General features: G+C 57.3%; 16 protein-coding genes. 3 read left to right on the top strand and 13 right to left on the bottom strand.

Features of this window, described 5'->3' with window-relative positions; translation table 11 throughout:
- Window positions 1-96 precede the first annotated feature (96 nt).
- From RMR16_RS21635 to RMR16_RS21610, 6 genes are all read right to left on the bottom strand, one after another.
- Window positions 97-1,470, bottom strand: coding sequence for an alpha-glucosidase/alpha-galactosidase (locus RMR16_RS21635; protein ID WP_320197674.1), 1,374 nt, complete (start codon window positions 1,468-1,470; stop codon window positions 97-99).
- A gap of 19 nt (window positions 1,471-1,489) precedes the next feature.
- Complete coding sequence (locus RMR16_RS21630) at window positions 1,490-3,157, bottom strand: ABC transporter ATP-binding protein (protein WP_320197673.1); 1,668 nt, start codon at window positions 3,155-3,157, stop codon at window positions 1,490-1,492.
- 12 nt (window positions 3,158-3,169) lie between these two features.
- Entirely contained in the window at window positions 3,170-4,300 is a 1,131-nt protein-coding gene (locus tag RMR16_RS21625) for an ABC transporter permease (protein ID WP_320197672.1), read from the bottom strand.
- A gap of 1 nt (window position 4,301) precedes the next feature.
- Window positions 4,302-5,309, bottom strand: a complete 1,008-nt coding sequence (locus tag RMR16_RS21620) for an ABC transporter permease (RefSeq protein ID WP_320197671.1) — start codon at window positions 5,307-5,309, stop codon at window positions 4,302-4,304.
- Between the two features lie 107 nt (window positions 5,310-5,416).
- Window positions 5,417-7,504, bottom strand: a complete 2,088-nt coding sequence (locus RMR16_RS21615) for an ABC transporter substrate-binding protein (protein WP_320197670.1) — start codon at window positions 7,502-7,504, stop codon at window positions 5,417-5,419.
- A 101-nt stretch (window positions 7,505-7,605) separates the two neighbouring features.
- Window positions 7,606-9,072, bottom strand: a complete 1,467-nt coding sequence (locus RMR16_RS21610; protein ID WP_320197669.1) for an alpha-glucosidase/alpha-galactosidase — start codon at window positions 9,070-9,072, stop codon at window positions 7,606-7,608.
- A 187-nt stretch (window positions 9,073-9,259) separates the two neighbouring features.
- Here RMR16_RS21610 and RMR16_RS21605 point away from each other — a divergent pair, with 187 nt between their 5' ends.
- Window positions 9,260-10,141, top strand: coding sequence for an AraC family transcriptional regulator (locus tag RMR16_RS21605; protein WP_320197668.1), 882 nt, complete (start codon window positions 9,260-9,262; stop codon window positions 10,139-10,141).
- A 58-nt stretch (window positions 10,142-10,199) separates the two neighbouring features.
- Here the strand turns inward: RMR16_RS21605 and RMR16_RS21600 are convergent, their stop codons facing one another.
- From RMR16_RS21600 to RMR16_RS21575, 6 genes are all read right to left on the bottom strand, one after another.
- Window positions 10,200-11,123 (bottom strand): ROK family protein, encoded by a 924-nt coding sequence (locus RMR16_RS21600; protein ID WP_320197667.1) that lies wholly within the window; start codon window positions 11,121-11,123, stop codon window positions 10,200-10,202.
- A 107-nt stretch (window positions 11,124-11,230) separates the two neighbouring features.
- On the bottom strand, window positions 11,231-12,412 hold the full coding sequence (locus RMR16_RS21595; RefSeq protein WP_320197666.1) for a M20 aminoacylase family protein: 1,182 nt from the start codon (window positions 12,410-12,412) through the stop codon (window positions 11,231-11,233).
- A gap of 83 nt (window positions 12,413-12,495) precedes the next feature.
- The gene (locus RMR16_RS21590) at window positions 12,496-13,278 is read right to left on the bottom strand and encodes an amino acid ABC transporter ATP-binding protein (protein ID WP_320197665.1); all 783 of its coding nucleotides are present in this window, start codon (window positions 13,276-13,278) and stop codon (window positions 12,496-12,498) included.
- Entirely contained in the window at window positions 13,275-14,198 is a 924-nt protein-coding gene (locus RMR16_RS21585; protein ID WP_320197664.1) for an amino acid ABC transporter permease, read from the bottom strand. Before RMR16_RS21585 ends, RMR16_RS21590 begins: the two co-directional genes overlap by 4 nt.
- The gene (locus RMR16_RS21580; RefSeq protein ID WP_320197663.1) at window positions 14,195-15,085 is read right to left on the bottom strand and encodes an ABC transporter substrate-binding protein; all 891 of its coding nucleotides are present in this window, start codon (window positions 15,083-15,085) and stop codon (window positions 14,195-14,197) included. Before RMR16_RS21580 ends, RMR16_RS21585 begins: the two co-directional genes overlap by 4 nt.
- 49 nt (window positions 15,086-15,134) lie before the next feature.
- Window positions 15,135-16,097 (bottom strand): nitrate ABC transporter substrate-binding protein, encoded by a 963-nt coding sequence (locus RMR16_RS21575; protein WP_320197662.1) that lies wholly within the window; start codon window positions 16,095-16,097, stop codon window positions 15,135-15,137.
- A gap of 100 nt (window positions 16,098-16,197) precedes the next feature.
- Between RMR16_RS21575 and RMR16_RS21570 the strand changes: the two genes are divergently transcribed.
- Window positions 16,198-17,526: a PLP-dependent aminotransferase family protein gene (locus RMR16_RS21570; RefSeq protein ID WP_320197661.1), complete on the top strand. Its 1,329-nt coding sequence runs from the start codon at window positions 16,198-16,200 to the stop codon at window positions 17,524-17,526.
- An 88-nt stretch (window positions 17,527-17,614) separates the two neighbouring features.
- Here the strand turns inward: RMR16_RS21570 and RMR16_RS21565 are convergent, their stop codons facing one another.
- Window positions 17,615-17,872: a hypothetical protein gene (locus RMR16_RS21565; RefSeq protein WP_320197660.1), complete on the bottom strand. Its 258-nt coding sequence runs from the start codon at window positions 17,870-17,872 to the stop codon at window positions 17,615-17,617.
- On the opposite strand from RMR16_RS21565, the gene kdpA reads away from it, so the two are divergent.
- On the top strand, window positions 17,849-19,558 hold the full coding sequence (gene kdpA, locus RMR16_RS21560; protein ID WP_320197659.1) for a potassium-transporting ATPase subunit KdpA: 1,710 nt from the start codon (window positions 17,849-17,851) through the stop codon (window positions 19,556-19,558). The genes RMR16_RS21565 and kdpA overlap by 24 nt on opposite strands.
- Window positions 19,559-19,565 lie beyond the last annotated feature (7 nt).

Here is a 19,565-nt window from a genome sequence, read left to right as displayed (position 1 = left end):
TCGGGCCGATGAGCACTCTTGTTTCAATCATGGGCACGGTGATTTGGCCGTAAGGCCAAGACATTGCGCGTCAGCGATTTTCGGAAAAACGGACGTCTAAGCCGCCGTCACCCGCTTGACTGGCACTTGCGTCCACTCTGGCAGCCAGTCGCGATGGGCAACCAGCAGGTCATCGACCAGAGACCAGATCTGGTCGAGATCGAGTTCCGCTGCCGTATGCGGGTCCAGCATGGCGGCGTGGAAAATATGCTCCCTGTTTTCCGTCACCAGCGCTGCAACCGTCAGTTCCTGTACATTGATGTTGGTGCGCATCAGCGCCGTCAGTTGCGGCGGCAGTTCACCGACAAAGGTGGGCTGAATGCCATTGTGATCAACAAGGCACGGCACTTCTGCGGCACAATTGGCTGGCAGTGAGGTGATGCAGCCATTGTTGCGCAGGTTGCCGTAGATAACCGAAGGCTCACCGGTCCAGACGGAATTGATGATCGATGAGGCATATTCCTTGGACTGCTTGACCTCGATTTTCTCTGCCGAACGATAGGCCGTGGCCTGCCCTTTCCAGCGCTCGATCTGTTCGATGCAGCGCTTGGGATATTCATCCAGCGGAATGCCGAATTTCTCGATCAGGTCTTCGCGACCTTCCTTGATGAAATAGGGCGTGTATTCGGCAAAATGCTCCGAGCTTTCGGTCACGAAATAGCCGAGGCGGGTCAGCATCTCGTACCGCACCTTGTTGACGCATCGCGGGTTCCAGCCGGGTTTTGGCGCGCGGCCTTCATGATAGGCGCGCACAAGATCGGGGTAGAGGTTGCGATAGCTGCCGTCCGGCTGGCGATGTTCGAATTCCAGAAAGAACGCCATGTGGTTGATGCCGGCAGAACGGTAACGGATGTCCTCATAGGTAATATCAAGGTCTTCAGCCAGTTCCATCGCCGTGCCCTGTACGGAATGGCAAAGCCCAACCTGGCGGATCGTCGGGTATTTTTCGGCAATCGCCCAGGTGTTGATGGCCATCGGGTTTACATATTGCAGCATGATCGCATCAGGGCAGACGGCAAGCATGTCTTCGCAAATCTTCCACAAATGCGGAACGGTGCGAAGTCCGCGCATGATGCCGCCAACGCCCAATGTATCGGCGATGGTCTGGCGCAGGCCGTATTTCTTGGGCAGTTCAAAGTCCGTAACCGTGCACGGCTCGTATCCGCCAATCTGGAATGCGACCACGACAAAATCCGCGCCGCTCAGCGCCTTGCGCTGATCCGTGTGGGTTTCGACGGTCGCCTTGGCACCCAGCGTCGAAATCAGCTTGTTGACGACGATGGCGCTTTCTTCCAGCCGCTGCGGGTTGATGTCCATCAGTGCAATCTTGGCACCGGACAATGCGGGGCGTTGCAGCACATCGCCGATGATATTTTTCATGAACACCGTCGATCCGGCGCCGATGAAGGTGATCCGTGGATTTCTTGCCATATGTGTCTCCGATAGCAGGTCAGGCGATTTCAAATGCGGCTTTGACAAGCCGTTGGGTGTACGCGGTCTGTGGATTGGCCAGCACGTTTTCCACTGACCCCTCTTCCACGATGCGACCGTTTTGCATGACGATGACCCGGTGGCAGAGCGCGCGCACCACCTTCAGATCATGCGAAATGAACAGATAGCTCAGGCCTCTTTCGTCTTGCAGCTTGCGCAGCAGGGCGATGATCTGAGACTGGACTGAAAGGTCGAGTGCGGATGTCGGCTCATCCAGCAGAATGAACTCCGGTTCCAGCGCGATGGCACGGGCAATCGCGATGCGTTGCCGCTGGCCGCCGGAAAACTCATGCGGGAAACGCGACAGAATATTGGTCGGCATACCGGAGGCAGACAGCGCATCGCACACCCGCTCCAGCCGCTCCGCCTTGTTCGCGCCCAACCCGTTGACAATAAGCCCTTCCTCGATGATCTGGCCAATGGTCATGCGGGGGTTGAGCGACGAAAACGGATCTTGAAACACCACCTGCATCCGCGACCGCAAGGGCCGCATCTCAGTGCGGGACTTGCCATGGATCGGCTCGTTGTCGAACAGAATGCGACCACCCTGCGGCTCATTCAGCCGCAGCAGCGATTGCCCGAATGTTGTCTTCCCAGACCCGGATTCGCCCACAATGCCAAGCGTTTCGTGACGGCGTAACGTCAGTCCCAGACTATCGACCGCAATCAGCTCTTTCAGCTGCGGCTTGAACAGACCGCCATGCCGCAACATGAAGGACACCCGCACATCACTGGCTTCCAGCAGAATGGTGGAGCCGGACGGCAGCGGTTGAGCCTGCCCCTGCGGCTCGGAATCCAGAAGCTTTTTGGTATAGGGGTGGCGCGGGTTGGTGAAGATGTCTTCCGTCGTATTGTGCTCCCGCACCTCGCCATGCTGCATGACATAGACATAATCGGAAAATTTCCGAACGATGGTCAGATCATGGGTGATGAGAACGACGGCCATGCCACGGGCCTGCTGCAACTCGCGGATCAGGTTGAGGATTTGTGCCTGCACCGTCACGTCCAGCGCCGTTGTCGGCTCATCGGCAATCAGCACGTCCGGGTCGTTCGAGAGGGCCATGGCAATCATCACACGCTGACGCTGCCCGCCGGAAAGTTGGTGCGGATATTGTTTCAACCGGGCTTCCGGGTCTGGAATATGCACTTGTTTCAGCAGTTCCAGCGCCCGCGCCTCAGCCTGCTTGCGGCTCATCCTGTTATGAACGCGGATGGCTTCAACGATCTGGCTGCCGATGGTGTAGATCGGGTTCAGCGAACTCATCGGCTCCTGAAAAATCATCGCCAGGCGATTGCCGCGCATGGCGCGGCGCGCACGCTCCGGCAATTTCAGAATGTTCTTGCCCTCGTAGGATACGGAGGCGCCACTTGAAACAACGGCCCGTTTGGACAACAGCCCCATGACGGTGCGCGCCGTGACGGATTTGCCGGAACCGGATTCCCCGACAATGGCGATGGTTTCGCCGCGATACAGCTGGAACGACACACCTTTCACCGCATCGACGGTTCCATGTTCCACCTTGAAATTGACCGCAATGTTGCGGGCATCGATGATCGGCGCATCCTGGCGCGATGCGTGGTCGAAGCGAATATCGGGCGCAAATGATGCAAGCGAGGACGTCACCATTTCAGTCTCCTCTCAATAGGGATCGACAGCATCGCGCAGGCCATCGCCCAGCGCGTTGAAGGCAAAGACAGTGACCAGAACGAAACCGACCGGAGCCAGAATCCACGGATAGGAACCGATGACCGAATAGGTCGCCGTGTCCTGCAACATCAGCCCCCACGAAATCAGCGGGGGTTTGACCGCAAAGCCAAGGAAACCAAGGAAGGATTCCAGCAGCACGACACTTGGAATATGCAGCGTAACGGCAACGATGACGTGGCTCATCACATTGGGCAGAATGTGCTGGAAGATGATGCGCCGGTCCGTAGCGCCAATCGCCATGGCGGCCCGCACATAGTCGATACGCGCCAGCGCCAGCGTTTTACCGCGCACTTCACGCGACATCTGCGCCCAGCCCAGCGCCGACATGACGACCACGACGAAGGTGAGGAACACGTTGGTCGGAGCGGTAACGGGGATAAGCGATGTCAGTGCCAGATAGAGCGGCAATTGCGGGAAAGCGAGAACGATTTCCACAAACCGCTGCACCCACGCATCCACCGAGCCGCCAAAGTAACCCGATATCAAACCGACGCTGGTGCCGATCACGGTCACGATGAACACCACGCTCAGCGCGATGGCGAGAGAAATCCGTGAGCCGTGAATGGCACGCGACAACACATCGCGACCGAACTTGTCGGTTCCCAGAAAATGCACGGCTTCACCATCCACGGCGCCGAAAAAATGCCTTTGCATGGGAATGAGGCCGAAGAGGTCGTAAGGCGCACCTTTTACAAAAAAGCCGAGATAATGGGGATTATCGTAATTCGGTCCCACGATGGGCTGGAAGGTTACCGGGTCAAGCTCTTCCGTTTCCGCCATGGCATAAACGCGCGGCCAGATGCTGAGGCTGCCATCTTTTTCCGTAAGGCTGATGCCCTGCGGCGGGGTGAAGCTGGCCCCCGTTTCCTTTGGGTCCATAGGCGCGAAAAAATCGGCAAAAACAGCGATGAGGATGAGAAGTACGACGAGAACCAGCCCGACCATGCCGGTGAACGAGCGTCGCAACCGGCGCCAGACAAGCGCCATGTAACTTTCGTTTGCGCGCTGCTCGGCAATGCTGACGACCTGTTCCTGACCCGTGGAAGAATGAACGGCAACCATCTTACGCCCTCCCCAATTCGCGCACACGCGGGTCGAGCAAGGCAAGCAAGATGTCTGCGATGATGTTGCCGATAATCAGCGTTGCGGCCAGAACCATCATGAAGGTTGCGGTGACATAGACATCGCCAACCGCCATGGAGCCGACGATGGCGGGGCCGACGGTTGGCAGTGCGAAGATGATGGCGGTCTCGATCTCGCCGGTCAGCATATAGGGTAGGACGACGCCCTGATACATGACGAGCGGGTGCAGCGCATTCGGCACGGCATGGCGCATGATGACAGCGCCTTCCGAAAGCCCCTTGGCGCGGGCCGTCTCGACATATTGGGCGTTCAGCGTATCCAGCAGATTGCCGCGCATGACGCGCATATTGTAGGCCAGCCCGCCGAATGTGGCGATGGCAACGACCGGCCAGACATGGCTGACAAGATCGACAAATTTCGCCCAGGACCACGGCGCGCCGCCATATTGCGGAGAAAAGAAGCTGCCGATTTCGGCGACATTGAAATGGAACACCATCAGGTAGACCATGATCAGCGCCATCAGAAACCGCGGGATCGTCATGCCCAGAAAAGCGATGGCGGACAGGAGATTGTCGACCCACGAATATTGCCGTGTCGCGGCCCATATGCCGAACGTAATGCCGAGTATGGACGCGAAAAGATGGCAGACCAGCGCCAGAAGAAGGGTGCGCGGCAGGCGTTCTCCCACCACTTCGGCAACCGGCTTGTTATAATAAAAACTGTAACCAAAATCGCCGCGGGTCACGATACCGCCAATCCAGTTGAAATACTGCACCACCATCGGCTGATCGAGACCATGCTCGATACGGTAGGCCTGCGCCTGCGCTTCGGCCTGTTCGAACGATGCGCCACCCTGGTTCATCAGCTGTGAGCGAATATAGTCCGCGTAATCGCCGGGCGGTGCCTGAATGATGGCGAATGTGACGACACTGAGGATCAGCATCACCGGCACCGCGGAGCTGAGGCGAACGAAAAAGAACCTGAGCATAACGAAATATCTCCCTGCATTGCGGCCCGGCTTGTGATCGGTTCCGCTTTTCCTCCCCGTCCGGCCGCGCTTCACGCGCGACCGGTCATGGTATCTCCGGGAGGGAGCTAGTTTGTGGGGCCTTTGTCACCGGGCTTGCCGGGCAGTTGCTGCGGGAAGAGTTCGTATTTGCCCTGCTTATCGGCAGCGACCCAAACCCGTTCGCGCATGATCGAATCTTCCGCCCAGTTGAACATGAAGATCGGTGTTCCCTGCGGCACGTTGGAGAAGCGTTTGTTGATGATCAGCGCGCCGGGATATTCCGTCAGGCCGATGGTGTAGAGGTTCTGCGTGTAGACCTTCTGATACTGTTTCATCAGTTCGGCCCGTTCCGCATTGTCCTGCGAGGCGATGAAGCGGTTGACGAGATCGACCATTTCTTTTTCAAACGGCATCAGGTCCACCTGCTTGCCTTCCGGTGCGCGGTGGTTCCAACTGGTCCGAGGACCAACGGGTGCAAGCTGTTCTGTGTTCTGCACCACAGAGGCAAGCTCCGTCGTATTGCGGCGCACCAGCCAATCGAACCGGCCACCATAGTGGGCGGCATCGCGCTGGTTGCCGTCAAGCGAGTTCAGCACCACCCGCAGACCCAGCTTTGCCATCTGCCCGACCAGACCTTCGGCAAGGCTCTTGTCTGTCGTGTAGGTGTTGTTGACCAGCAGAACGATCTCGACGTTCTTGCCACCTGCCGTGCCCGCCGGGAAGTTCACAAAACCATCGCCGTCCGTGTCTTTCAGGCCTACCTTGGCCAGAGCAGCCTTTGCCCCTTCAAGATCATAGGGATAATACACAGTCGAGTTGCGGTCATAAAAACTTGTGCCGGAGGAAATACCGCCGGGATAGATTGCCGTAAACGGGCCTTTGACCAACGAGTCGCCAACAGCCTTGCGGTCAATTGCGGAGGTCACCGCCTCGCGAAAATCCTGATTGCGGTTCAGTTCACGAATGGCCTGTTCACGCTCATCCGGCGCACCCCAGCCATTGCCCGAGAAGTTCATTTGCAGGTTATAGCCAATCAGACGCGGGCCGAAGGCCAGACGGGCGGGTGCCTTTTCGTCCGCAGCGCGCTTGAGAGAGGCCACGAAGTTTTCCGGCTGTTCCAGATTGGAAAAATCGCCCGATCCGGCCACAGCCTGCACATCGCGGTCCGCCCAGGTGGACAGCTTGTAGTGAATTTCGTCGAGATAAGGCAACTGATGCCCCTTCTCGTCAACTTTCCAGTAATAGGGGTTGCGGCGCAGCACGATGAGGTCATCCGGGCGATATTCCACCGGCGCCCACGCGCCCATCACCGGCATGTTCATATATTCCGGCGGGAAGGCATTCTTGAACTGGTTATAGGTGTTTTTCGAATATTTCGGGTGTTGCGGTTTCAGAATATGCGCCGGGCCAGGGCAGAAGTTCGGATAGGCCATGGTGTAGAGATATTGCTTGGGAAACGCGCTCTTGAATGTCCATTCAACCGTGTAATCATCGATCTTGGTAAGGGTCGTGCCCTCCCCGAAGGCCTCCGGTGACGCGCCACCGCCAAGCGGCGAGACATTCGGATCGACCACACCATCTTCCCAATAGAACATGATGTCTTCAGACGTGAAAGGCACGCCATCCGACCATTTGGCACCTTTGACGAGGTGCATCGTCAGCTTGTGACCATCTTGAGACCACTCCCAGCTTTTGGCCAGATTGGGCAATGGCTCGGTATCTTTGGCATCCACCTGAAACAGCGGCGCGGTGCGTGTCAGGCATTCCGACAGTGCAATATCGATGCCGCCCCAGCCTTGTGTCTGGCCCGCCATATAATTCCAGCCTTCTGGCCGCCCGCCGATGACATGGCGCAAAGTGTCGCCATAAACGCCGATACCATCAGGCATATTCCCGGTCTTGTAGACCAGCGGCTCTTCCGGCAGGCGTTCTTTGAGCGGCGGCAATTTGCCGGTCTTTTCGAATTTTTCAGAAACCCAGTCGGGCTCGCTGTAATTTGGCAGCGCCTTGAATTCCAGAATGGAATCGCGCTCCACATATTTTATCTTGCCCTCGGCAGGAAACTTCGCTGGCTCAGGCGGTGCTGATGTTTGAAAAGCGTGGGCATTCATCGCGATCAGCGAAACACCGAAACCAAGGCATGCACTCAAGAAAATCTTGCGTTTATGTTGCATCGTCATGTCCTCCCAATGGCGCGACCAAGCACGCCCTCCCTGATGGTTCCCGGAAACTGGCGGCACCGACGCCTCCTCGCGCCGATGCTGCCGCAGATAAATCAAACCGCTTTTTTCAATGCCGCTTTTTCGGCCCGCAATTCTTCAATCGATCTGACATTGCGCCGTGCAGCACCTGCCCAATCGCGTGTTTTGACGGTGGATCTGGAAAGACGATCCTTCGCGGCTGGTACTGCGTGCGCATATTGTGGCAACCAGCGCGCCTGCGCGACCAGCATCTCATCGACCATCTGCCACACCTCTTCCGGTGTCGAAACAGCACCCACCAAGGGGTCATGCAGAACGGCGAGTTTCAGAAGATCGATATCGCCACTGACGGCCGCATGAACCGACATGCGCTGAACATTGATCGACGCCATGCAGGTTGCCGCACAGGCTTCTGGTATGGTGATGCCAGAGACCATATTGATGCCGAAGCGGTCTACGAAGCCGGGCGATTCAATGATCGCATCCTGCGGCAGATTGGCGATGACGCCATTGTTCTTGACGTTGAAGTGGCCGCGATAGACACGCCCCGTTTCCAGCGCTTCGAGAATATGGCTGGCATGTTCGTTCGAGCGTTTGGCCGGATCCACAGGCTTCGACGCCTGCTCCAGAAATTGCGGAAACTCCGTTTCAAACCAGTTGCGGGTTTCCGTCGAGTGCCGCAGATAACCGCCGGTTTCGCCGTGAATCCAGTCGGACATATCAATCCAGCGGGCAATTTCATCCGGGCGCTTGCGATACCACGGCAGATATTCCGACAGGTGACCGTTGCTTTCCGTGGAATAGACGCCAAAGCGTTTCAACACATCGATGCGCAGCTTTTCCTGTTGCGAAAAAACCGGATGGGCTTCAAACGCAGCAATCAGTTCATCCTTGCCGATCTTGCGGCCATTCAGCTTCAGATCGACAAACCATGTCTGGTGGTTGATGCCCGAGCAGATGTAATCCAGCTCAGAAACGGACTTGGCACCCAACACTTCCGCAATCTGTTCCGCGCCGTGCTGAACGCCATGGCAAAGACCGACCGTATCGACCTTCCCATATTCGATCGCCGCCCAGGTGTTCATGGCCATGGGGTTGGCATAGTTCAGGAACTTGGCACCCGGCGCTGCGACCTCGCGGATATCCTTGCAGAAATCCAGAATGACCGGAATGTTGCGCTGGCCGTAGAGAATGCCGCCCGCGCAAATCGTATCGCCCACACACTGGTCGATGCCATATTTCAGCGGAATGCGAATATCGTCCGCATAGGCTTCAAGGCCGCCAACCCGCACGCAACTGATGATGTATTTTGCGCCTTCCAGAGCGCGGCGGCGCTCCGTCGTGGCCGTGACCTTGACCGGAAAACCATTGGCTTCGACGATGCGATCAAGGATCGCTTTGATCATCTCGAGATTGTGTTGGCTGATATCCGTCAGCGCGACTTCCACATCGCGAAATTCCGGTACGCACAAGAGATCGGTGAACAGTTTTTTCGTAAAACCGACACTTCCTGCGCCAATGATAGCGATTTTGAAACTCATGTTGGCACCTTCGTTTGCGAAATGAATGCGAAAGACAGGCAGGCAACTCGATCATGAGGGAAAGAAGATAAAATCGGACAATAGCCGAATAATATGGATTCTCCTCCCATATCCTCCCCTTGATCGTCTCCTCGAAGCGGGATTATGCTGATAATAACCGCAAGGGCCAGAGAAGGATTATGCTTTTATGGGTAATTTTGTGCTGCAAGATTTGATCGATCAGGGACCGGCCATGCGGACCGTGTCTTTGCCGCGCGGCAGGCAAACCTTGCACACAATGCCCACCAGCAGCGGTTACGAAATCCGCCACGGCAGCGGTTATGACTGGGATGGACGAAGGCGCGGACAGACCCCTTTCACAGTTCTGCAACATTGCATCAGCGGTGAAGGAAACCTGCGATACGAGAACAACACGTACCGCGTCGGAGCTGGCGAAACCCTACTGCTGCTCATTCCCCATAACCACCGATACTGGCTGGAGGAGAACGGTCACTGGGAGTTTTTCTGGATTTCCATGAATGGCGAGGAAGCCCTGCGCATTCACCGCGATATTCAGGCCGTGACCGGCCCTGTCCTCAAGCTTCAGCCGGAGACCGTGGATCATCTCGCGCTTTGTTGCTCGCGCCTCGTCAATGGCGCGGAAACGCCGGGGGCAGCCTCTGCCGTCGCCTATGAAGCAGCAATGGTTCTGTACGACGATGTGTTCGGCTCTCACCCCTCATTCGGTGGCGAATACCGTACCATGCAGCAGGTGTTGAGCTACATCGACAGCCATCTGGACAAGAGCCTTTCGGTCAATGATCTGGCCGCCGTCGCCGGTCTCAGCCGCGCCCACTTTTCCCGCATCTTCGCTGCCAATGAAGGCTTACCGCCTGCCGAATTCGTTCTGCAAAAGCGATTGCGGCGCGCGGCCAAACTTCTGACTACGGCAGCCAATATGCCGATCAAGGAAGTGTCCGTGCGCTGCGGTTTTGAAGACCCGAATTATTTCTCCAAGGTCTTTCGGCGGCTCTACGGCATCAATCCCAGCGAATTTCGCAGCACCGGCATGTATGCGAGCGTGCGGTAACGAAATCGGCGCTGCTGGAGCGGAACAATCGCCAAATGTCGTGACTGGATTTCGCCTGTCACGACGCCTTTGATCGATCCACAAAATCAAGGCCGAGAACGGCTGCACCGACCAGACCGGGTTCTATGGTGCATTGGGCCTTCACCACCAAAGGCCGTGAGAACTTGCGCAAAATGCGTCCGCGCACAGCCACATCCAGCGCATCGATCAGCGGGGCGCAATTGGAAAGTCCGCCGCCAACCGGCACGATGGTCGCGCCGGTGACATTGATGACCAGGGCCAGCGGCCCCGACAGCATATCGATGTAGATGTCTATCGTGCGGGCAGCCTCTGCCTCGCCCGCCTGCCAATCGTCGAGAATGTCTTCGGCGGTCATGGTCTTTCCTGCCAGATGGCTATGCAGCCTTTCCATGCCGCGTGCGCTGCAAACGGGGTCGAGACATCCATCCAGTCCGCAGCCGCAGGAAAAGCGTGGCAGTTCCACCAACGGCTTTCCGGCGCGTGTTGCGGCCACGGGCGCGTGGCCCCATTCGCCAGCAAAACCGCCCCCGCTGTTGATCAGCTTGCCGTCGATAACCAGACCACCGCCGACGCCCGTGCCGAGTATCGCGCCAAACACGACACGATGCCCGCGACCGGCACCTGCACCATATTCTGCCAAGGCACAACAATCGGCATCATTGGCAATCAAAACCGGAAGACCAAGTGCCGCTTCCAGATCGGCCTTTAGCAGCCTGCCGTGAACGCTAGGAATATTGGCCATGATTGTCCGATCGGTATCGGCATCAATAATTCCCGCAATCGAGAACACCACACAGTCGGGCACGCTGCCAATCTCGGCAATCACCGATTTCAGCACTGCCACAAACGCATCGAAATCATGGATCGGCGTCTGGCGTCGCGGCACCGGCCGCACGTCATCCACGGACCACGCCGCAGCACCTTTGATGGCAGTGCCGCCAATGTCGAAACAGACGATCACGCAACAGCTCCTTGCAGGACGCGTCATGATAGACGCAAGTGCCGCTAACAAAGGCGGCACCCAGCGTCAAGTCATCTTGGCGAAGACAGGCGAAGGGCTCGCTGCCCTTACGCCAGATACCGTTCCGTCAGTCTTGCCCACATGGCAGCACCCACCGTCAGGCTGGCATCGGCGAAATCATATTTCGAGCTGTGCAGAATGGCGGAATTCATGCCGTTTCCAAGACGCAAGAAGCTACCCGGTTTCTGTTCGAGGAAATAGGCAAAGTCCTCGCTGCCGGGAATAAGATGGCAGGTCGAGACATTTTCCGTGCCGATCAGCTCTTCCGCCACGGTGCGGGCAAAAGCGGTTTCCGCCTCGGCATTCACGACAACCGGATAACCGTGCTCATAGTTCAGCTCCACCGAAGCGCCGAAACCTTCGACCACGGAATTCGTCAGCTTGGTGATACGTTCCTGCAAGAGATCGCGGATACGCGGTTCAAAGCAGCGGACGCTCAGCGCGAGCTTGGCCGATTCGGGAATGACATTGACCGCTTCACCCGCATGGATCGTTCCAACCGTCACAACAGCCGTCTGGGTCGGATCGATATTGCGCGAAACGACCGTCTGCAACGCGACGACCAGATGGCAGGCCACCACAATCGGATCGATCGTGAGGTGAGGACGCGAGGCATGGCCGCCCTTGCCTTTGATGGTGATGCTGACTGTGTCCGATGATGCCATCATTGGGCCGGAACGCAGCAAAAGTGCGCCTTCCGGTGCGCCGGGGTGGTTGTGCAGACCAAAAATCGCATCGAATGGAAACCGCTCGAACAGTCCGTCGGCAATCATCTTCTGCGCGCCGCTCGGTTTGCCCGCCTCTTCCGCCGGCTGGAAGATGAGCGTGACCGTGCCGTTGAAACGGCGGGTTTTCGCCAGATATTGCGCGGCACCCAAAAGCACGGTGGTATGTCCATCATGGCCGCAGGCGTGCATCTTGCCCGGCACCTTGCTGGCATAAGGCGCGCCGGTGTCTTCCAGAATAGGCAGCGCATCCATATCGGCGCGGATGGCGATGCCCTTCTTGCTGTCGCCCACCGTCAGCCGCGCGACGACACCATGGCCGCCCACATTGCGCGTGACTTCATATCCCCAGCCTTCCAGCTTCTCCGCCACGTAACGGGCGGTTTCCGCCTCTTCGAAGGACAGTTCGGGGTTGGCGTGAAGATGCTGGCGCGTCTGCGTCAGTTCGGCTTTGACGTCATCGAAATCGGAAACGCGGGCATAGGCATTGTCGAGCACGGTCATGGGAACTCCAGTCCAGAAGCAGCAAAATAATACAAAAACGGACACTGCCCCGGCACGATCAGCCGGGGCAGTGCTTCATTCACTTAGAGAAAACGCGACAGGAAGGCTTTTGTGCGTGGCTGCTGCGGATTGCCGATCACCTCTTCGGGCGTGCCCATCTCAACGATATGGCCGCCATCCATGAACACAACCCGGTCTGCGGCTTCCTTGGCAAAGCCGATTTCGTGGGTCACGACGATCATCGTCAGGCCCTGCTTTGCAAGATCGCGCATGGTGGCCAGCACTTCGCCCACCAGTTCCGGGTCGAGTGCTGATGTCGGTTCATCGAACAACATCAGTTTCGGCTTGATGGCCAGCGCGCGGGCAATGGCTACACGCTGTTGCTGCCCGCCGGAAAGCTGACGCGGATAATTATCCGCCTTGTCAGACAGTCCAACCTTCTGCAGAAGCTCCCGCGCATAGGCCGTGGCTTTCGCCTTGCTCTCGCCATGCACGCCGACAGGTGCTTCGATCACGTTCTGCAACGCCGTCATGTGCGGATAAAGGTTGAACTGCTGAAACACCATGCCAATGTGTTGCCGTTGCGCAGCAATGGCATTGCCTGACAGTTTTTCCAGCTTGTTATTGCGGAAACGATATCCGATCTGCTCTCCGGCAACCTCGATCGAACCGCGGTTGATGGATTCCAGATGGTTGATGCAGCGCAGGAAGGTGGATTTTCCCGAGCCGGAAGGCCCAAGAACGACCACGACTTCACCTGGAAAAACATCCAGATCGATGCCCTTGAGAACCTCCAGCTGGTCGAAGGACTTGTGGACGTTGCGGGCGCGAACCAGCGGCTCCCTTGTGGTATTTGCAGTGGTCAATGGGTTGCCTCCTGCTGCTCGGTGGGCTTTGGTGCCATGGCAGTGCGACGGTCGCCTCTACCGTAATAACGCTCGATATAACCCTGACCGATGTTGAGAACAGAGGTGATCAACAGATACCAGATGACCGCAACCATCAGCATCGGAACGATTTCAAAGGTGCGGTTATAGATCGACTGCACGGAATACAGCAGATCGGCCATGGCGATGACGCTGACGAGCGATGTTGCCTTGATCATGCTGATCAGCTGGTTGCCGGTTGGCGGAACGATGGAACGCATGGCCTGCGGAATGATGATGCGCCAGAGCGCCCGCGCCTTCGTCATGCCAAAGGCTTCTGCCGTTTCCGACTGTCCTCTATCGACCGACAGAAGGCCACCGCGAATGATTTCCGCCATATAGGCCGCTTCGTTGAGCGCCAGTCCCACGATAGCTGCCGTCATCGGCGTAATCACGGAATTCGTTTCCCAGCTTATGAGCGTAGGACCGAAGGGAATGGCAATCGAAATTTCTGGAAACAGCGTGGAGAGATTGTACCAGAAAATAAGCTGCACCAGCAGCGGCGTGCCCCGGAAGAACCAGACGAAAAGCCCGGACAGCGAGCTTGCCAGAACGTCCTGCGACATGCGCGCAACCGCCAGAAGAAGGCCAAGCACCACGCCGATCAGCATCGCCACAACGGTCAGTCCCAGGCTGACGGAAAGGCCCTGCATGACGGTTTTGTCAAAGAAATATTGCGCAACGACCGGCCAGCCGAAGTTTTCGTTGTTCGCCACGATCCAGGCGAAGTTGGCCGCGATGACGATGGTGAGCAGCCATAGCGTCACACGCCCCGTTTGAAAGGGGCGGTGCGCATTGGCGACATCACGAGGGTCCGCACCGCCCGGAGGCGATGCGATGTGAGCCTGAGCCGTGCTCATTTCTTTTCAACTCCGACGAGGTTGATGCCGGGGGTTTTGATCATGTTGTTCTCAAGACCCCATTTTTTCATGATGATGCCATAGGTGCCATTATCGATGAGGACTTTAACGGAATCACGCAGGAGTTCACCAAGCGGTGATCCCTTTGGCACAACCGCGCCCTGAAACAGATCGTCAAAACCGTTTTTCTCGCCAATGCCGGTCAATTCCAGCTGGCCATTGGCCTGTGAAACGAAATAGGTGAGTGGTGCCTGCGATGAGAAGAATGCATCGGCGCGCTTGGAGCGAACAGACAGGATCGAGCTTGGCTGGTCCGTGTAGGACTGCACTTCAACCGCTGGCTTGCCATCCGCAACGCATTTTTCAGCCTGCGCCTTGATGACCTTTTCAGCCGAACCGCCCGCCATCACCGCAATTCGGGTTCCGCATGCCGTGTCGAGCGAAACGACGCCCTTCGGGTTGCCCTTCTGCACGGCGAATACCACGAATTCCTGCACCCAATCCACGAAGTCATTGGCTTCCTGACGGGTCTTGAAATCGCCCACAGGGCCGAATGCAAACTGGTAGCGGCCGGAATTGACGCCGGACAGCAGAGCCGGAAGGCCGCCAACCGTGGCATGTTCAATCTTGACGCCCAGCAGTTGCCCAATCGCGTCGGTCAGATCGGCGCTGGCCCCGGTCAGTTCCGTGCCGGTGACGATTTCATAGGGAGGGAAAGAGCCGTTGTTGACGGAAATCATCTTTCCTTCGGTGCGGACCTTCTCTGGAAGGCGTGCATTCAGTTCCTTATTGACGGTCTGCTGCGGAATGGCGACATCCTGCGCAAGCACAGGGCCAGCCAACAGCAGGCCGAGAAAAGCAACGGAAGTGGTCAGTTTCGAGTACATTTGGTATTCCCCTTTTTTGGTTTTGCTCGAATAATGTGTCGTCGTCGTATCAGCGCCCCTTGGCGTGCAAGGGAAACAAATCTGCGGGCGAAAGAAGACGCGGCAGGATTTTCTGCTCGTGAAGTTCCACGGCGAAATCGGAGATCATCGTCTCGTTCACGTCAAAGCCGTTGACGTTCCACGAGGGCGAAAGATCGGCGGCGCAACGGCGCAGCTCATCGATCATCCACGGTGTCGTGTCTGCGTATTTTTCGCGCTTTTCCAGCCACATGGCCTGCGAAGCGTCGATGAGTTCGCTCAACTCATCCATGATCCACGGATGTTCCTTGACGATTTCAGCCTTGAAGCCGATCAGGTGCATGCCCGGAACATAACCAACATCCTGAAAATACTGGACTTCAGCGGAGCGATAATCATCCAGAACCTGCCGCAAAGCCGAATCCTTATCGAAGAAACCTTTCGGCATGAACGGCGTGAAAACAGCATCCAGCCCGCCATCCAGAAGCAGGTCCACCATCGGGCGTTCGCCGGGTGCAGCTTCGATACGGCCCGGACGGCCAAAACCGTCGAGACGGTCGGTAATCGGATGCGCTTCGGTCAGACGTCCAGCGTACCACATCGCGTCTTCGACGCCGACACCTTCGCGGCGCACGGCGGCGCGTGTCCATGTGTTGCCGCTATCGCGCCAGCCGGTAACGCCAATCTTCTTGCCTGCGAGATCGGACAATTGACGAATGGAACTGGTCTTGGTGGTGATGATGCAGCGATGGCGGAAACCGCGCATGATGAAGTTGGGCATACCGACAACGCTCTCATCACCATCGTGACGCATCTGCGCATATCGGCTGAATGACGTTTCAGCGGCATCATAGGCGGGGTCTGTCGCAACGTTGGAAACCAGCGTGCCGACCCGGTCCACTTTGATATCGAGCCGAGGCGAGGAAATATCTCCAAGGATCAGGGGCGTCATATAGTCCCAATCACGGAGTGCGAGGCGAAGCGTCACTGTCATGCGAAAAACTCACAAAAATTCCCGATGAGCCGAAGATAAATGTTCAAAATACAAACGGCAAATGTTATTACGTTATTGAACATTTAAAGGTGATAAAATATTGGGCGATATCTACACCGCAAAATGGCTTGCTGAAAAAATAGCCGATCGCAGTATTCGAGGGATAGCACTCGAAACCGGCGCGCTGATAAGGGCAGGTGTTTTGCCGGTTGGCACACGTCTGCCCGCCATCCGCGATCTTGCTTATGAACTCGGCGTCAGCCCTGCCACGCTGTCCGAGGCATGGTCGGATTTGCGCCGCCACAAGATCATCACCGGGCGCGGCAGAAACGGAACATGGGTCAGCGAAGACCGCTTCATTGCAAAGCCGGAGCGATTCACAAGTGCCGGCCACTACGCTTTAGATGTCCTTGATCTGACATTGGCTGTCCCTGACACATCCCTGCTGCCGCCGCTCGCAGAAGCGCTGGCCCATGCCGCAACCGTGGAAAAGCTCAATGATTATGAGCGCAGCCGTATCATTCCTGAGCTTAGAGACGTGGCATTGGAGCGCTGGCCGTACCAACCAGAGGCGATGCTGGCGACGAATGGCGGTTACAACGCGTTTTACACGGCGTTTCGTGCCCTTGTCTCACCCGGCTCTGCCGTGGCGATAGAAAACCCAACCGCCATGCGACTTCTGGACATTCTCGAAGATTTTGGCGTCACCATCATACCCGTCACCTGTGACGATCACGGGCCGACACCAGCATCGCTACGTGCCGCACTTCAGCAGCGTCCCGCCGCTTTTGTGTTCCAACCGCGCCTGCATTCCGTCACCGGCCAAACCGTCAGCCCGGAAAGACTGACCGAACTGGGTGATCTGCTGCAAGGCAGCGACACCTTGATTATCGAGGACGATGGCATCGGCGATATTTCACCCTTGCCATCACAGTCGCTCGGGGGGCGTTTTCCAGACCGGACCGTGCATATCCTGTCCTATTCCAAAACATTGGGGCCGGATTTGCGCCTCGCGGTTGTCTCAAGCTCAGCCGCCATTGTCGAGCAAATCCAGTCCTACCGCGCCTTCAGCGCCGGCTGGACAAGCCGGGTCTTGCAGGGCGCTACCGCATGGCTGTTGCGCAATCCGCAAAGCTGGGAAACGGTGGCAAAAGCCCGCGCCGTCTATCAATACCGGCGGGACGGATTGGCAAACGCACTTCGCGTGCGCGGCGTGCACATCAGCCCCGGCAGCGGCCTGTGTCTCTGGTTGCCTGTCGCGTCGGAACCCTTCGCAATGGTGACACTTGCGGCCCGCAACATAGCCATCAATGCAGGCCGAAAGTTCTCGCTGCTGCCGGGAGATCACGTCCGCATCGCCACCTCCACGCTGGATGACGACAAGTGGGACAGCGTCGCGGACGCCATCGTTCTGGCCAGTTCGCCCTAACGAAACGATCGGCATCTTTATGCCGATCTTGATCTTTTCTTTATGTCGGACCGGCGCATTGCCAATCGAAACCTGACGCGGTGCGGGTCTAGAATTTCTCTTGTCTCAACAGGAGAATAAAAAATTGTTCGACATCCTCTTCATATCCATCGGCGCTGGCACGTTGATTTTGCTTGCCGTGTACGCACGCGCCCTCAACCGGCTTTGAGGGGAAAAGACCATGCTTGAACCCCTCATTGGTCTGGCCGTCGCTCTTGCGGTTGGCATCTATCTTATCGTGACGCTCCTGCGTCCCGAACGCTTCTGATCCGGGAGAACCATCATGACAATTCTCGGATGGCTGCAAATCAGCCTCCTCTTCATCGCCGTGCTGCTCGTCATCAAACCTCTTGGCCTTTACATGGCAAAGATATTTGCCGGTGAGCGCACATGGCTATCGCCGGTTTTTTCACCCGTCGAGCGCGGTCTTTATGCTGCTGCCGGGGTCGATCCCAAAAAAGAGCAAAGCTGGCTTGGCTATACGCTTGCCATGCTGACATTCTCCCTCGCCGGTTTTCTGGCCCTTTACGCAATCTTGCGCCTTCAGGCTTTCCTGCCGCTCAATCCGCAGGGGTTTGCCAATGTGCCGCCGGATCTGGCGTTCAACACGGCTGTCAGCTTCGTCACCAACACCAACTGGCAGAACTACGCCGGTGAAGCGACGATGAGCCATTTCAGCCAGATGGCTGGTCTGACCGTTCAAAACTTCCTGTCTGCCGCCGTCGGCATGGCGCTTGCCATTGCCATCACGCGCGCGTTTGTGCGCTCCAGTGCAACCACGCTGGGCAACTTCTGGGTCGATATGACCCGCGCCACGCTTTATGTGCTGCTGCCGCTTGCCATCATCGTCGCACTTGCCTTCGTCGCCATGGGCCTGCCGCAAACATTGGATGCCAGCGTCACCGCAATGTCCATGGAAGGCAGCCAGCAGGTCATTTCGCTCGGACCTGTCGCAACGCAGGAAGCCATCAAGCAGCTTGGCACGAATGGCGGTGGCTTCTTTAATGCCAATGCCGCCCATCCGTTTGAAAACCCCACGGCTTTTGCCAATTATCTCAACATCTTCGCCATGCTCGCCATCGCCGCAGCCATGGTCTACACATTCGGCCATATGGTCGGAAACCGTCGCCAGGGCTGGGTTCTTCTGTCCGCCATGTCCATTCTTCTGATCGCCGGTGTGGCGGTCATTTACTGGGCTGAAACCGCAGGCAATCCCATCCTGACATCATTGGGTGTCGATGCTGCCCAAGGCAATATGGAGGGCAAGGAAGTCCGTTTCGGACAGGCCATGAGCGCCCTTTATGCCGCCGTCACCACTGGTCTTTCCAATGGTGGCGTCAACGGTATGCATGGCTCCTTCACCGGGCTTGGCGGTCTGGTGCCGATGTTCCTGATCCAGTTGGGTGAAGTTCTGCCCGGCGGTGTCGGCTCCGGCCTTTACGGCATGTTGGTCTTCGCGCTGCTGTCCGTCTTCGTGGCTGGCCTGATGGTTGGTCGCACACCGGAATTCCTCGGCAAGAAGATCGAAGGCCGCGAGATGAAATACGCCATGCTGGCCGTGCTGATCCTCCCCATGGTCATCCTTGGTTTCACGGCCATCTCCGCCATGCTGCCCGTTGCCGTTGCCAGCATTGGCACTGCCGGTCCGCACGGATTGTCGGAAATTCTCTACGCCTTCACCTCGTCTGCCGGTAACAATGGCTCGGCGTTCGGTGGGCTTTCCGGCAATACGCCGTGGTACAACACCACGCTTGGCATCTCCATGCTGCTTGGCCGCTTCGCCTATGCCATTCCGGTCATGGCCATTGCAGGTTCGCTCGCCGCCAAGGTTCGCGTTCCAGCATCCAACGGCACATTCCCTACGGATGGACCCCTCTTTGTCGGCCTTCTTGTCGGCATCATCCTCATCCTCGGCGGATTGCAATTCTTCCCGGCCCTTGCCCTTGGCCCCATCGTCGAACATTTCGCGATGCTTGCTGGCCAGACTTTTTAAGAGGCGA

Origin of the sequence: Agrobacterium sp. rho-13.3 (assembly GCF_033957765.2) — a bacterium.
In the GTDB taxonomy this organism is placed as follows: domain Bacteria; phylum Pseudomonadota; class Alphaproteobacteria; order Rhizobiales; family Rhizobiaceae; genus Agrobacterium.
The sequence above is the reverse complement of the archived record's forward strand: the minus strand, read 5'-3'. Positions and strand labels throughout refer to the sequence as shown.

Bases quoted from the DNA above. Each gene is read 5' to 3' on its own strand.
- RMR16_RS21635 (WP_320197674.1), bottom strand. From the start codon at position 1,470: ATGGCAAGAAATCCACGGATCACCTTCATCGGCGCCGGATCGACGGTG.
- RMR16_RS21630 (WP_320197673.1), bottom strand. From the start codon at position 3,157: ATGGTGACGTCCTCGCTTGCATCATTTGCGCCCGATATTCGCTTCGAC.
- RMR16_RS21625 (WP_320197672.1), bottom strand. From the start codon at position 4,300: ATGGTTGCCGTTCATTCTTCCACGGGTCAGGAACAGGTCGTCAGCATT.
- RMR16_RS21620 (WP_320197671.1), bottom strand. From the start codon at position 5,309: ATGCTCAGGTTCTTTTTCGTTCGCCTCAGCTCCGCGGTGCCGGTGATG.
- RMR16_RS21615 (WP_320197670.1), bottom strand. From the start codon at position 7,504: ATGCAACATAAACGCAAGATTTTCTTGAGTGCATGCCTTGGTTTCGGT.
- RMR16_RS21610 (WP_320197669.1), bottom strand. From the start codon at position 9,072: ATGAGTTTCAAAATCGCTATCATTGGCGCAGGAAGTGTCGGTTTTACG.
- RMR16_RS21605 (WP_320197668.1), top strand. From the start codon at position 9,260: ATGGGTAATTTTGTGCTGCAAGATTTGATCGATCAGGGACCGGCCATG.
- RMR16_RS21595 (WP_320197666.1), bottom strand. From the start codon at position 12,412: ATGACCGTGCTCGACAATGCCTATGCCCGCGTTTCCGATTTCGATGAC.
- RMR16_RS21585 (WP_320197664.1), bottom strand. From the start codon at position 14,198: ATGAGCACGGCTCAGGCTCACATCGCATCGCCTCCGGGCGGTGCGGAC.
- RMR16_RS21580 (WP_320197663.1), bottom strand. From the start codon at position 15,085: ATGTACTCGAAACTGACCACTTCCGTTGCTTTTCTCGGCCTGCTGTTG.
- RMR16_RS21575 (WP_320197662.1), bottom strand. From the start codon at position 16,097: ATGACAGTGACGCTTCGCCTCGCACTCCGTGATTGGGACTATATGACG.
- kdpA (WP_320197659.1), top strand. From the start codon at position 17,849: ATGACAATTCTCGGATGGCTGCAAATCAGCCTCCTCTTCATCGCCGTG.